At 45.0% G+C, this 15366-nt stretch carries 11 protein-coding genes; 9 read left to right on the forward strand and 2 right to left on the reverse strand.

Annotation, left to right across the window (positions count from 1 at the left end; genetic code table 11):
- Positions 1–147: 147 nt before the first annotated feature.
- Entirely contained in the window at positions 148–2085 is a 1938-nt protein-coding gene (locus tag ACI2IW_RS13250) for an AAA family ATPase (RefSeq protein WP_404693920.1), read from the reverse strand.
- 507 nt (positions 2086–2592) lie between these two features.
- Here ACI2IW_RS13250 and ACI2IW_RS13255 point away from each other — a divergent pair.
- From ACI2IW_RS13255 to ACI2IW_RS13295, 9 genes are all read left to right on the forward strand, one after another.
- On the forward strand, positions 2593–4119 hold the full coding sequence (locus tag ACI2IW_RS13255) for an aldehyde dehydrogenase family protein (RefSeq protein ID WP_404693921.1): 1527 nt from the start codon (positions 2593–2595) through the stop codon (positions 4117–4119).
- Positions 4120–4355: 236 nt separating this feature from the next.
- Positions 4356–5384 carry an alcohol dehydrogenase AdhP gene (adhP, locus tag ACI2IW_RS13260; RefSeq protein ID WP_185156614.1) on the forward strand — a complete coding sequence of 343 codons (1029 nt, stop codon included), beginning with the start codon at positions 4356–4358 and terminating at the stop codon, positions 5382–5384.
- Between the two features lie 200 nt (positions 5385–5584).
- Positions 5585–5911: a DUF779 domain-containing protein gene (locus ACI2IW_RS13265; RefSeq protein ID WP_165597405.1), complete on the forward strand. Its 327-nt coding sequence runs from the start codon at positions 5585–5587 to the stop codon at positions 5909–5911.
- 190 nt (positions 5912–6101) lie between these two features.
- The gene (locus ACI2IW_RS13270) at positions 6102–7730 is read left to right on the forward strand and encodes a GMC family oxidoreductase (RefSeq protein WP_404693922.1); all 1629 of its coding nucleotides are present in this window, start codon (positions 6102–6104) and stop codon (positions 7728–7730) included.
- A gap of 459 nt (positions 7731–8189) precedes the next feature.
- Entirely contained in the window at positions 8190–9830 is a 1641-nt protein-coding gene (locus ACI2IW_RS13275; RefSeq protein WP_404693923.1) for an ABC transporter substrate-binding protein, read from the forward strand.
- Positions 9831–9994: 164 nt separating this feature from the next.
- The gene (locus ACI2IW_RS13280; protein ID WP_197134655.1) at positions 9995–11011 is read left to right on the forward strand and encodes an ABC transporter permease; all 1017 of its coding nucleotides are present in this window, start codon (positions 9995–9997) and stop codon (positions 11009–11011) included.
- A gap of 140 nt (positions 11012–11151) precedes the next feature.
- Entirely contained in the window at positions 11152–12066 is a 915-nt protein-coding gene (locus ACI2IW_RS13285) for an ABC transporter permease (RefSeq protein ID WP_404693924.1), read from the forward strand.
- A gap of 1 nt (position 12067) precedes the next feature.
- Positions 12068–13135, forward strand: a complete 1068-nt coding sequence (locus tag ACI2IW_RS13290; RefSeq protein WP_404693925.1) for an ABC transporter ATP-binding protein — start codon at positions 12068–12070, stop codon at positions 13133–13135.
- Positions 13132–14103 carry a peptide ABC transporter ATP-binding protein gene (locus ACI2IW_RS13295; RefSeq protein ID WP_404693926.1) on the forward strand — a complete coding sequence of 324 codons (972 nt, stop codon included), beginning with the start codon at positions 13132–13134 and terminating at the stop codon, positions 14101–14103. Before ACI2IW_RS13290 ends, ACI2IW_RS13295 begins: the two co-directional genes overlap by 4 nt.
- 42 nt (positions 14104–14145) lie before the next feature.
- Here the strand turns inward: ACI2IW_RS13295 and ACI2IW_RS13300 are convergent, their stop codons facing one another.
- Positions 14146–15192, reverse strand: a complete 1047-nt coding sequence (locus ACI2IW_RS13300) for an NERD domain-containing protein (protein ID WP_404693927.1) — start codon at positions 15190–15192, stop codon at positions 14146–14148.
- Positions 15193–15366: the final 174 nt, after the last annotated feature.

Here is a 15366-nt window from a genome sequence, read left to right on the forward strand (position 1 = left end):
AAAGGGTATCGCTATAAATGGGGGTAAAAACTGAGCGTTATCACGTTGAGTGCGCTAATGATTGCTGAATACTAAAAAATAGTAAAATTAAAGCCTATAAAAATAAAGGTAACAAAGTTATAGGCAATAAAATTATAGGCAGCAAAACTATGGGGTGATAAAAATCAATGCGAGGCGAATGGTATTGTAGTCAATGCTTTGCTTGAGATGATCATATATCGGACGCAGCTTGATGCTACCGTCATCATTGAAGTCATTTGGATTATTGGCGACTTTAATGGCGACATAGGCATTACCTACGGCTGTCATCACCTCATCATCTGGACGCAGATGATCGCAGGCAAGACTCGGATCTTGTGATTTTAGCTCACCGATATGGCGCATGATGGTCGATTGTGACAATTGACGTGCTTCTGAAATCTCCGCAATGGTTAAACTCTCCTCCAATAACACTCGGGTTGCACGCAAGGTGCTTTCTGACTTATCAGAGACCTGATTGCCCTGTTTTTGCTTTTTATCTATTTGCGCTTGCTGCTGTTCGCGGCGCTTTTTTTGCAGCGCGGCATAGGCATCAATCACGGATTGACTGAGCGTACCACCTGACTTTAAGACAAACTTCTCATGTGCCTGCTGCATGCTTTCTTCATCGAGCATGGCATAGTTGGCATCAGCTTCGTCAGACAGCACCAAAAATCGCTTGTCTGCGCCGCGTGCTAATGGATCAAGTTGCAAGCTCATGTCATTCATACCCAGCAGCTGCAATCCTGCCAGCGACTTGAGACGTGACAAGGCCACATAGCCTTGCCCAAGCTCAAAGGTACGCGATAAATCAATCTCAGCCGCGTCAAGGGTCATGCCTTGCGATTTATGAATGGTAATCGCCCATGCCAGACAAAGCGGCACTTGTAAGTAACTTGCTAGCACGTCACCCGTTTCATCTTCGATAATCCATTCCTCAGGCTCAGCGATGACTTCTCGTCCTGAATTAAGCCGCACGACAGGCATTTTTTGGGTCGTTGGTTTCTTCGACTTTGGTTTTTCTTTATCTTTTTTAGCAGCGGACTTCTTACCTTTTGTCGTTTTTTCGCCAGTAGCATCCTCATCAACGTCATCGTTGCTATCGTCTTCGATTAACGCGTCACTACTGTCTTTATCATCTATTTTTACAGCAGCAAACCCAATCAACTCGCCCATCGTTCCGTTAGAGACACCAAGCTCAGCATTGTTTTTGATAAACATCACCTTGGCGCCGACTTTGAGAATCAGCTCGTCTTGGGTTCGCACGGTCTTTTTTAGCGTCTCAACCAGCTTACTATCGCCTGTCGCCGTCGCCTCAAAACGCATCATCTCGCCATCTAGAGACGCCAGTTCTTTGTCATTAATTTTATTGACGTTGAGGTTATGGGTATACAGACGCGTACGCTTGATATCGACGCTTTGATCATAAGTCGCTTCTAAAGCGGCAATCGCCTCAAAGGTCACTTCCTGACGGCGGATTTGGTTAAGAATGTCATCCAAATCGAGACCGCCATTGGCTGCATCGCTGACTTGACGATGCTGCTCAGACAAGTAGCAAATATGGAACTTGGCATCGAGCCACGCCTCAGACATAAAGGCAAACTTTTCACGATTCGTCTCCCCTTTACTGCCAATCGGTGGTAACTGAAAAAAGTCTCCTGCGACTACGACCTGAATACCGCCAAACGCTTTGTCATTTTTGCGAATGTGCTTGAGCACTTGGCTGACCAAGTTAAGCTGCTTGGCATGTAGCATTGATATCTCGTCAATGACCAAGACCGCTGTATCCTTCAACCTGTCTGCTAAAAACTGCTTGCGTGACAAGGTGGATAAATCTCGATCAGTCAGCTCATCTTTGATACCGATACCTGACCAACTATGTATCGTCGTACCGTTCATGTGCGTGGCAGCAATACCGGTACTGGCAGTCACCGCAACAGGCACACGGCGAGCGCGTAGATAATCAATATATTGATTGAGCGTATAGGTCTTACCTGAGCCTGCTGAGCCCGTTAAAAAGACATTTTGACCTGTTTTTAAGATATCGAGAGCAGAAGATTGACGCATAGATTCAAACCAGCCAGTAATGTGAAAAAAGAGAATAATAAAGCCATCATCATAATGGAAAAAAACGCAACATTTGCCTAAAATCACCTAAAATTTGCGGGCTGTGCAACCTTGAGGTATCGACAATAAAATAAACAATTGTCAATAGAATATAGATAAAAAATGCTTTATTTTTTATAAATGCAAAAAATCAATAGCTTATCTTTTAATTTTGTCCGTAAAGTATCTGCTTTGATCATAAATACCAAGCCTATGCATTCTAGGCTTTACAGCAATAAAATCATGGCCATTAAAGCAAACTTCCTGTTATGTGTTAACTCATCAGTCATTATAAAATTTTAGTATGCTTATCAGCAGAAGCCGAGTAGTATGGAACGTGTACAGAGAGCAATTGATGTTAATCAATCACAACATCAACTGATATTGTTTTGCGATAACAGATATTAGGATAGATAAAATTGCGCTTGTATTATCCGATAAAACAAACAACACAACAAGGAGTGTTTCATGCTGTATGCAAATCCCAATACGGAAGGTAGCCCTGTTCAGTTCCGCGAAAAATACGATAACTTTATTAATGGTGAGTGGACCGCTCCTATCGATGGAGAGTATTTTGATAACACAAGCCCCATCGATGGTAAAACTATTTGCCAAGTCGCCCGCTCAAAAGAAGCCGATATTGAAAAAGCACTAGATGCCGCACATGCTGCCAAAGATGCTTGGGGTAAGACCAGTGTTACTGAACGTGCCAACTTGTTACTCAAAATTGCTGACAGCATGGAAGCCAACCTAGAAGCGATTGCGGTTGCCGAATGTTACGAAAACGGCAAACCTGTTCGTGAGACACTCGCAGCCGACATCCCTCTAGCCATTGATCACTTCCGTTATTTTGCCAGCGCCATTCGCGCACAAGAAGGCGGTATCAGTCAGATTGACGAAGACACTGTGGCTTATCATTTTCATGAGCCACTTGGTGTCGTCGGTCAAATCATTCCTTGGAACTTTCCTATCCTAATGGCCGTATGGAAGCTAGCACCTGCCCTTGCTGCTGGTAACTGTGTCGTTCTAAAGCCAGCCGAACAAACGCCAGTTTCTATTCTGTTCATGTTAGAGACCATCGGCATCGCTGATATTTTACCAAAGGGTGTACTGAACGTCGTCAATGGCTTTGGGGTCGAAGCGGGTAAGCCACTTGCCTCAAACCCTCGTATCAATAAAGTCGCCTTCACTGGTGAGACTACCACTGGCCGCCTCATTATGCAGTACGCGAGCGAAAACATCATTCCAGTGACGTTAGAGCTTGGTGGCAAAAGCCCTAACATCTTCTTTGCCGATGTTATGGATGAGGACGATGACTTCTTGGACAAAGCTGTCGAAGGTCTAGTGATGTTTGCACTGAACCAAGGTGAAATCTGCACCTGTCCATCGCGGGCACTCGTTCATGAGAGCATCTATGATGAGTTCATCAAACGCTGTATCGCCCGTGTCGAAGCCATCAAGATGGGTAACCCATTAGATACCGACACCATGATTGGCGCGCAAGCCAGCTCAGATCAATTAGAGAAAATTCTATCTTATCTTGATATCGGTAAAAAAGAAGGCGCAAAAGTGCTCGTCGGCGGAGAGCAAGCTAAGCACGATGGCGACTTGACAGACGGTTACTACGTCAAGCCAACGATCTTTGAGGGCACCAACGACATGCGCGTGTTCCAAGAAGAGATCTTTGGACCTGTCCTTGCCGTGACTACTTTTAAAGACGATGACGAAGCCATGCAGATTGCCAATGACACCTTGTATGGTTTAGGCGCGGGCGTATGGACCCGTAGTGTACACAAGGCATATCGCTTCGGACGTGGTATCCAAGCAGGCCGCGTATGGACCAACTGCTATCATATTTATCCATCACATTCGGCGTTCGGTGGTTACAAACAATCTGGTATCGGACGTGAAAACCATTTAATGATGCTCGACCACTATCAGCAAACCAAAAACATGCTGGTGTCGTACAGTCAGAAAAAAATGGGCTTCTTCTAAACCATCATTTCTAATCATGGAGCGGGTTATCACAAGTGTTACATAGCCCGCTCGCTACAACGATCTAAATAAAAAACTGAGACGAATTTTTATATCCTCTAATGCGCTTAGGCGCACAGCAGGAAAAATTTGTAGCAGTCTTGCGTTCAAAATAAGGTGTTTGCATATTTTGAATGCAATATCGCAACAACTTTTTATATCAACATTTATCAATCACCCATAAAAGAGAGCTTATTATGACTAACAAAATGAAAGCCGCTGTATTACATGAGTTCGGTCAAGACTTAAAAATCGAAGAAGTCGACATTCCAACCGCAGGTGCTGGGCAAATAGTTGTCAAAATGCACGCCTCAGGCGTCTGTCATACTGATTTGCATGCGGTTGAGGGGGACTGGCCTGTTAAGCCAAGCCCACCATTTATCCCAGGTCATGAAGGTGTTGGCGTGATCACGGCGGTCGGTGACGGCGTAACTCATGTCAAAGCAGGTGATCGCGTTGGTGTGCCATGGCTATACTCTGCTTGTGGTCACTGTACGCATTGCTTGGGTGGCTGGGAAACCTTATGTAAAAAGCAAGAAAACTCTGGTTACTCAGTGAACGGTAGCTTTGCAGAATACGTCCTTGCAGATGCCAACTATGTTGGCATTATTCCTGAGAGTGTCGACTCCATTGAGATTGCCCCTGTTTTATGTGCGGGCGTCACGGTATATAAAGGTCTTAAAATGACCGACACCAAGCCAGGCGACTGGGTTGTTATTTCAGGTATCGGCGGCCTTGGTCACATGGCTGTACAATATGCCATTGCCATGGGGCTCAATGTTGCTGCTGTTGATATTGATGACGAAAAACTTGAATTCGCCAAAAAGCTGGGGGCAACAGTGACGGTAAATGCCAAAAATACAGACCCAGGCGAGTTGCTACAAGAAGAAATCGGTGGCGCTCATGGCGTGTTAGTCACTGCAGTATCATCAAAAGCTTTTGATCAAGCCTTAAGCATGTTACGTCGCGGTGGTACTTTAGTATGTAACGGACTCCCCACTGGCGACTTCCCGGTGTCAATCTTTGATACTGTACTCAATGGTATCACCATACGCGGCTCTATCGTTGGCACACGTCTTGACTTACAAGAGTCGCTAGATATGGCAGCGGCTGGCAAAGTCAAAGCGACCGTCAAAGCTGAGCCGTTAGAGAACATCAATGATATTTTTGAGCGGATGCGTAATGGCAAAATCGAAGGTCGTATCGTCATCGACTATAATCAATAACGGATAGTAAAATGACAGTGTTATAAGCTTATTACGTAGTTATTCCAACTGTCAATTATCAGCCGAAGGTCGTATCTTTTTAGTCATATGCCAGTTGTGATGTGTCTGAAGATGATGCGACCTTTTTGATTTGACTGTGGCATACTGATACTAGAGAGCAATTATATAAACCATGGATGGGCCATAAGAAGGAGTACGATATGAAACTGGCAGCAACAGAGTCGTGTAAGGCGTTGATTGAGCTACTAAAGTCCAAGCATGGAAAGCTGATGTTTCATCAGTCAGGTGGCTGCTGTGATGGTAGCTCGCCGATGTGCTATCCATTAGGAGAGTTTAAGGTAGGCGGTCAGGATGTGCTGGTTGGTGAGCTTGTTGACTGTCCATTTTATATGGGACGCGCACAATACAATCTATGGCAGCATACCGATTTGACCATTGATGTCGTCAATGGTCGCGGTGCGAGTTTTTCGTTAGAAATCCCTGAAGGCAAACGCTTTATCGTACGCTCAGAAATCTGTACGATATAAGGACGTTTGACGCAAAACTAGGTAGCATTAATCTTAAATAATGTACCCCATATGACAGTCTTAGCTTGTCCTATGATATTGGGGAAAACAGATACCGCAGAGTCATTTTTATTTTATTATTTCAGCAGAATAATAGTTACTGTAAAGCGTAAACTATTTTGATGAGCATGGATGCTATAAGGAATATGGAATGGAATTTGACACAACATTTGACTATGTCATCGTCGGCGGAGGTTCGGCGGGTTGCGTGCTCGCCAGCCGTCTCACTGAAAACCCAGATATCAATGTCTGTTTATTAGAGTACGGCGGTGATGGCAAAGATCTAGCAGTACGTGTGCCTGCTGGACTTATTCTGATGGTTCCTGGCAAACCGCTCAAACTGAACAACTGGTGCTTTCACACCACCCCGCAAGAGCACCTTAATAACCGTAAAGGTTTTCAGCCGCGTGGACAATGTCTGGGCGGCTCATCAGCTATCAATGCCATGATCTATACACGTGGTAGTAAGCTAGATTATGAACGTTGGGTAGAGCAAGGCTGTACTGGCTGGGGATTTGACGATGTACTTCCCTATTTTATTAAAGCTGAAAACAACGTTCGTGGTAGCGATGACCTACATGGCGATAGCGGGCCGCTGCATGTTAGCGACCTACTCAGCCCGCGAGACATCTCTAAGGCATTCGTAGAAGCTGCGATTGCCAATGGCTTAGATCATAACCCTGACTTTAATAGCGAAAAGCAAGACGGTACAGGGTTGTATCAAGTCACTCATTTCCATGGTGAAAAACAAGGCCAACGCTGCTCTGCCGCGGCTGCCTATCTGCATCCCGTACAACACCGCTCTAATCTAACTGTCATCACTCATGCGCAGGCTAACCGCGTCATTATCGAAGACAATCAAGCGACAGGCGTCGTCTACGAAAAAGACGGTGTCGAACATACTGTCACGGCGCGTCATGAAGTCCTACTATCAGGTGGCGCATTTGGTTCACCTAAAGTTCTGATGCTCTCAGGTATCGGCCCTGCAGGTCATTTACAGTCTCATGGTATCGATGTGGTGGTAGATGCACCTGAGGTCGGTGGTAATTTACAGGATCACTTAGACGTTGTCTTTGATTATGAGGTCAATACGACTGACGTCATTGGTATTGGCATGGCATCGATTTCGACATTAACCAAAAGTATTCGGCAGTGGAGAAAAGACGGTACAGGGCTGCTGTCTACCAACTATGCAGAGGCAGGTGCGTTCTTTAGCGTCGGTGACGATCCGAAGGAGTGGCCAAATACCCAGCTGCACTTTGTCATCTCGCGCGTGATAGAGCATGGCCGTGATCTCAGACGCGGCTTCGCTGTCTCTTGTCACAGTTGCTACTTACGGCCTGAAAGTCGAGGTACTGTTAGGTTGGACTCAGCCGACCCTTCTGATGCTGCCTTGATCGATCCAAACTATCTGTCGCATCCAAAAGACGTAGAGTATATGGTAGCTGGTGCCGAGCGTACTCGAGCCATCATGCAAGAGTCCGCACTCGCTAAATACATTACTGAAGACTACCCTGCCCCTTACCTCGAAAAAGACGGCATGCTCGGCTATATCCGTAATAAGTCAGATACCATCTATCACCCAGTAGGCACTTGCCGCATGGGCTCAGATGACAGTTCTGTGGTTGATTTGGAATTGAAGGTACGAGGTGTGAGCGGACTACGAGTCATCGACGCTTCAGTGATGCCAACGCTTATTAGCGCCAATACCAATGCGCCAACTATTATGATTGCCGAAAAAATAGCCGATCTCATTAAAGCGAATCATAGCCCTGTTTAATGCTGCATTGGAAAAACGGCTTATAGTTGGCTACTTCAAAGAGACATAACTTTATTATTTCTAATTGTTAACAATGAGTAAAATTGTAACTAGTTAGCGATTTAAAAGCGTGTCTCTTTGCTACTTAGAATAAATAAACATAAAGCCGTAGAATCTAGTATTTAATATCTTATTGGTGCTAAATACGGTAAAACCGTGCATTTTTTATCAAAATTAGTCTATTTATCGCTTGCATTACCACAGATTAAGAGAGTATATTCGAACGACTTACTTATATTTTTAGTTTCTATCTATATAATTTAAAGTTATAACAACATTTAATATGTTTTATTTTGTATATATAAAATACTGCATAGATAGATACTTTAGAGGTCACTAAACGCTTTCTCATCGTATTCATGCTCGAGTACGAACATATGGATACATGAGTACCTACCTACCATTACATAGGATGTAATAATGCAAAAATCACTCTTCAAACTTACAATGTTGGCGACGTTTGTCTTAGGTATCACCGCCTGTAGTGGAGACAACAAAACTACGGATGACTCTGCTGCTAGCTCAGATGCCAAAGCCGCCAAAACATTGCTCTATTGCTCAGAAGGTAGCCCTGCTGGATTCGATCCAGCGCAATATACTTCAGGTACGGATTTTGATGCGAGTGCCTTCCCTATTTACAATGGCTTGGTAGAATTCAAAAGAGCAGAGACTGAGATTCAACCAGGACTTGCTGAAAGCTGGGATATTAGCGAAGACGGCAAGACTTATACCTTTAATCTACGCAAAGGGGTTAAATTCGGTACAACTGACTACTTTACTCCGACTCGCGATTTCAACGCGGATGACATTGTCTTTACGCTAGAACGTATCACTGACCCAGACTTTGAATTTAACAAAGCTTATCCTGCTGAATTCCCATATTCAGTCGGCATGGGACTACCTGATATCATCTCTAATATTGAAAAGATTGACGACTATACGGTAAAGATTACCCTTAGCGAAACCAATGCGCCGTTCCTACAGAACCTAGCGATGCCTTTTGCTTATATTGGTTCTGCTGAGTACGCAGATCAATTGCTGGCCTCTGGTAATGCTGCTGATATCAATACTAAGCCCGTCGGTACTGGACCTTTCGTCTTTACTTCTTATCAAAAAGACGCGCAAATTCGTTATACCAAAAACCCAGACTATTGGAATAAAGACGACATTTATATCGACAACCTAGTGTTTGTCATCACTAAAGATTCGGCAGTTCGTGCACAGAAAGTGCAAGCTGGCGAATGTCATGTGTCAGCCTATCCAAAACCTGCCGAAATCGAATCTGTCAAAAAATCAGGTAAAGCCACTGTTCTCGATCAGCCTGGCTTCAACGTCGGCTATGTCGGTTATAACGTAGAAAAACCTCAACTGAGCGATCTTAAAGTGCGTCAAGCATTAGATATGGCGATCAACAAAGACGCTATTATTAATGCGGTTTATCAGAGCGAAGGCCTCAAAGCGACCAACCCAATGCCGCCAACGCAGTGGGGCTATGATGAGTCACTTAAAGACGCGCCTTACGACGTCGAAAAGGCAAAAGCACTGATCAAAGAAGCTGGCGCGGATAACCTTTCTATCAATCTATGGTATATGCCAGTTCAGCGTCCATACAACCCAAATGCCAAGCTAATGGCTGAAATGCTACAAGCAGATTGGGCGAAGATTGGCGTCGATACCAAGCTTGTGACTTATGAATGGGGCGAGTACCTGAAACGCGCTGCTAAAGGTGAACCTGATGTCATTCTAGCGGGTTGGACTGGCGATAATGGTGATCCAGACAACTGGCTTGGTTCGTTATTGTCTTGTGACGCGGTCGGTGGCAATAACTACTCGCGCTGGTGTAACAAAGACTTCGATAATTTGGTGACCAATGCCCGTCAGATTAACAATCAAGATGAGCGTGTCAGTGAATATGAGCAAGCTCAGCAGATATTCAAAGAGCAGCTTCCTTGGACAACAATGGCACACTCGGTAGTAACCGTATTCACCGCACCAAACGTGGTCGATTACAAAATCAGCCCGCTTGGCTCAATACGTTTCGATGGCGTCAAGGTCGAATAACCCTGACTGATTACGTTCGATACGACGTACATAATGGTTTAATTTACATGCGGCTGGATCAGGTTTCCTGCACCAGCCGTATTCATCTGCATTAAACGCGTTGTCGCGAACCCTCATATCATCGAAAGCCCTCTTATCATTGAATCACAACTATTGAGCAGCCCATGCTACTTTATATTCTGCGTCGAATCGCTATTCTCATTCCTGTCTATCTTGGCTTGACCCTATCGACCTTCACTCTGATTCGTCTCGTCCCTGGAGATGCGGTTGAGATTATGATGGGCGAGCGTATGGTCGATCCAGAGCTACACGCTCGCGCCCTAGAGCGACTGGGGTTAGACAAACCTCTTGTAGCCCAATATTGGGATTATCTGACTGGTATATTGACGGGTGATTTTGGCGAGTCTTTTCGTACCCGTACCCCCGTATTACAAGATTTCTTTGCCCATTTCGTCCCAACCTTAGAGCTAGCTCTATGCGCCATTGTTATTGCTAGTGTCATTGGCGTGAGCTTGGGCATCTTTGCCGCGCTGCGACGTGGTACTTGGATTGATTACACCCTCATGTCAGGTGCGCTGGCAGGGTACTCTATGCCAATCTATTTATTAGGACCTATTCTGACAGGGATATTCGCTCACTATTTAGGCTTGTTACCTGTCGCTGGGGTGATCTCTGTCGCACAGTTTTTAGATGTGCAGCCATTATACGGCTCATGGTTGCTCGGCTCTCTCACATCGGGAGAACCTGGTGCGTTTTGGAACGTGGTCAAACACTTTATCTTGCCCTCTATTGCATTATCGACTATTCCGCTTGCGATGATTGCACGGATGACGCGCTCGGCGATGCTAGAAGTACTGGATGAAGACTACGTACGTACGGCTAGAGCCAAAGGCTTATCACCAAGCCGCGTGATATTGGTACACGTAATGCGCAATGCCTTAATTACGGTAGTTACTGTTGTTGGTCTACAGATGGCGACATTACTCGCAGGTGCCATTATTACCGAGACCATCTTTAGTTGGCCAGGCGTTGGGAATTGGCTACTTGATGGATTTTTCACTCGTGATTATCCTATTGTACAGAACGGTATTTTACTGGTCGCCACTGCCCTGATTTTGGTTAGTTTATTTATTGATATTTTGTATGGTCTTATCAACCCACGTATTCGACATACTTCTTAATCTAACATTAATAAATACTCATATTATAAGTAGTGACGAATAGCGATTGCATGGTTTTGAAGGTTTTTGGCAGGTTTCTAATGACTGTTAGGAAGGAAGCCCAAACGAATCCAATGCGCTAGCCACTATAGGAAATGCTCATGAAGCCTTCTGCTGTTCCCTCTGATCTTAAGCTTGCGGCACTCACGCCGCCCTCGTCTTGGCAGCTATTTTTATCGACGTTTTGCCGCAATAAAGGTGCGGTACTTGGTTTTATTGTACTGGCTTTGATGGTCTTTATTGCCATACTCGCGCCTACCATTGCTCCCCATGACCCTTATGAATTATTTACAGGTCAAGAGCAATTGCCACCTGCCTTTTTAGATGGCGGCAATACCATGTTTTGGCTCGGCACTGATGATGCGGGTCGAGATACGCTGTCTCGGGTGATGTATGGTGCGCGTTATTCACTGTTTATCGGTCTAAGCGCCACGACTCTTGCAATGTTGGTTGGTATCTCCTTAGGATTGAGTGCTGCGTTTTGGCCAAAAGTCTGGGGCAAGGCCGTCATGCTGGTCAATGACATCTTGATGTCCTATCCGAGCTTGCTATTGGCCATCATCATTGCCGCTATCTTAGGGCCTTCTATGACCAATACGATTATTACCATCGCTTTGGTCTGTACACCGCCTTTTATTCGTCTGACTCGTGCCACTGCAATGGTAGAGCTACAACGTGAGTACTTTATCGCTTCACAAGTAATGGGTGCTGGCGTGCTGCGCTTATTGTTTATCACTATTTTGCCCAACTGTATGGCACCGCTTATCGTACAGGCGACGATGATTTTCTCTTCTGCTATTTTAGAAGCAGGCGCGATTGGTTTCTTAGGCTTTGGTGTACAGCCACCAGATGCCGAATGGGGCGCCATGTTAGGTACGGCACGCCAATATATTCAGAGTAATGTTTGGCTCGCTATTTGGCCGGGTGTCGCCATTTTCTTGGCTGCCCTGTCGATTAACTTGACTGGTGATGGCTTACGCGATGCACTAGATCCCAAATTAAAGCAGGTGACCTAACATGACTGATCCATTAATTAAAACGACTATCAACCATACCTCTATGAATGGCACATTAATAAAAGAATCACCATTACTATTAGATATCGAGAATCTATCGGTTACGTTCGGTCAAGGGATACGCGCCTTTCGCGCGGTAGATGATGTATCACTGAAAATCGCACAAGGTGAGGTCATCGCCGTCGTGGGTGAATCTGGCTCAGGCAAGTCGGTCACTATGATGGCACTGATGGGACTGTTACCACCTTCTGCAACCGTGCGTGCTCAGCGAGTGGTGTTTGACAATAAAGACATGCTTAGCATGCCAGCCAAAGAGAAGCGCGGCATCATTGGTAAAGACATCTCTATGATTTTTCAAAATGCCATGTCTTGCCTCAATCCAAGTTTCACCGTTGAAATGCAGTTAGGCGAAGTACTACGCAAGCACCTTGGTTTGCGAGGCGCAGCAGTACAAACACGCATCTTAGAGCTCCTAGAGTTGGTCGAAATGCCCGATGCCAAAAACAGACTCAAGGTCTATCCGCATCAGCTATCAGGCGGTATGAGTCAACGGGTTATGATTGCGATGGCGATTGCTTGCGAGCCAAAACTACTTATCGCAGATGAACCAACCACGGCTTTGGATGTCACCGTACAGGCGCAAATTATGGACTTACTGAGCCGATTGCAACGCGAAAAACAAATGGCCATGGTATTAATTACCCACGATTTGGGTCTGGTTGCACAAAACTCGCGTGATGTCGCGGTCATGTATGCTGGACAAGTGGTTGAAACCAGTACCGTGCCAGAAATTTTCCAACATCCTGCACATCCTTATACTGAAGCATTGCTACAAGCCATCCCTGAGTTGGCTATTGGTCAAGATAGGCTAAACAGTTTACCAGGAGTTGTGCCCAGTCAATATGATAGGCCGGCTGGTTGCTTGCTGTCTCCCCGTTGCCCTTATAAAGAGCCTGCTTGCGAAGTACCGCCACCTATTTTAGATACACCCAATGGCAAGGTGCGTTGTATTGATTCTGAGATTACATCTCACCCCTCTCACGCTGCTACCTTGGAGTCACAAGTATGAGTAATAAAGTGGTCCTAAAAGCAGACAATCTACACAAGCACTACCCAGTGTCACAAGGTCTGGGCAAAGCAAAGGCCTACGTAAAAGCGCTCAATGGTGTCTCATTTGAGCTTGAAGCTGGCAAGACATTGGCAGTCGTTGGTGAGTCAGGCTGCGGAAAATCCACCCTTGCCCGCCAGTTGACGCTGATTGAAGCGCCCACACATGGTGAGCTATTTATCAATGATGAAGGCACCACAGGCTATAGCAGAAAAACGCTAAAAGAATTGCGTACTGAAATTCAAATGGTCTTCCAAAACCCTTATGGTAGCTTAAACCCGCGTCATACTATCGCCTATCAACTGACGGAGCCGTTGGATATTCATACCAATCTGTCTAAAGAAGAAAAACGCGACAAAATCAACGAGATGATGAGACATGTCGGTCTACGTCCCGAACACGCTGGTCGTTATCCGCATATGTTTTCGGGTGGTCAGCGTCAACGTATTGCCCTCGCCCGTGCGATGATGCTCAATCCAAAAATCGTCGTCGCTGATGAACCTACTTCTGCACTCGATGTATCTATTCAGGCGCAAGTCTTAAATCTATTTATGGATTTGCAGGATGAATATCGCACCGCTTACGTCTTTATCTCGCACAATTTATCCGTCGTGCGCCACGTCGCTGATGATGTGATGGTGATGTACTTGGGTCAGGCCGTCGAACACGGCCCCAAAGAAGCGATTTATAATGCGCCAAAGCATCCTTACACCATCGCGCTACTGGCTGCGGCACCAACGGTAAACGGTCATAAAAATGATTTAACCCTACAAGGTGAGCTACCAAGTCCGCTCAATCCACCAAGTGGCTGCGCCCTACATAAACGCTGCCCCTATGCCAAGCAGCAATGCAGCGAAGTAGAGCCGCAACTGCGCGAATGGGACGGTCGATTGGTTGCTTGTTTACGTTTAGAAGAGATATATGGTTAAGGTGACTAAGGTTAAAATGATTAAGGTTAAGATGATTAACGATTAATCAATATTCACCACACCCCAACATTTAGGAAATTGGCTACAACCAAAAAAGGTCTGACCTTGATTCAGGCCTTTTTTTGCCACACGCTTTATCATCTCACCGTTACATCTTGGGCAGGTTGGTGTTTGAATTAAATCAGCTGTATGGTCTATCACTTCATCTGTCGCAGAGGAACTCGCTGCTAGTTCAGGCTCCATAACTTCAAACGGCGTAAGAAAAACCTTATCAGCAATATCGTGCGATGTAATTGTATGCTGAGTGACTGCCTGCTGAGTGTCCATACTATCAATTGGTAACGTGGTATATTCAATTTCAGTCTGACCAGACCATCGATGCACTTCTCTACTTTTTAGAATAGCTCGTTTAGCGGTCTCTTTTACTATCGGCTCTGGTGTAGGCTTGTTAGCCGTGTTAGCAATTGGTTTATCAGTAGCGTTACCGCTAGGCTGCTTATTCGTATTCTGGCTTGGATTGCTATGCTTGTCTTTTAGATAGGCTTTATGCTCTCTATTAGTGCGCCAAGATTTACTAAATCTATTACTGTTAATCTGCTCAACGATGGATATGACCTCGTCTTCAGTCAGTAGCTTATCTTGTTTCTTCTTTACATAAGACACTATCCCACTCGTCAATACATGTTCAGGCAACTCATCACGAGTTTTCAGCTCACACTCACCGATGAAAGCAATCATCGAATGAAAGTAGCTCAGCTCCAAGCCCAATAAATCTGCGAGCGTCTTGATATGCAAATAATTTTGGCGCAGTGGGTTCTGGAATTTGAATTTACTTCCATTCGGGAATGATTGCGTCCACTGTCTTTTGTTCTCGCTACCATATATCCACCCTTTATAGTTTTTGGTTTCAATCACAAAGATGCCGTATACAGAAACGATGATATGATCGATTTGGGTACTGCCACCATTGGCTCTTGGCAAGGTAATACCGTTTAATCGGTGATAAACATCTTTTTCAAGCTTTAGCCACATGGCGACGTTGATGACGGTCTCGCCTAGGAAGCCTTTAAAGCTGGATTTTAGGGACATAGGAAGCATCTTTTAAATTCATAGCAAGTTATATTTAACTTACTAGCAGGGCTTATAAATATTGATAACTTATGCAAACTATAGTCAAGTCTATATAAATCCGCTACAGCGTCATCCTCGCTAAGCATATTAATGTATAACTTGCACTCGGTTTCCTTGTATCGAAATTATATT

This window comes from Psychrobacter sp. NPDC078501 (assembly GCF_044900935.1).
Lineage (GTDB): Bacteria > Pseudomonadota > Gammaproteobacteria > Pseudomonadales > Moraxellaceae > Psychrobacter.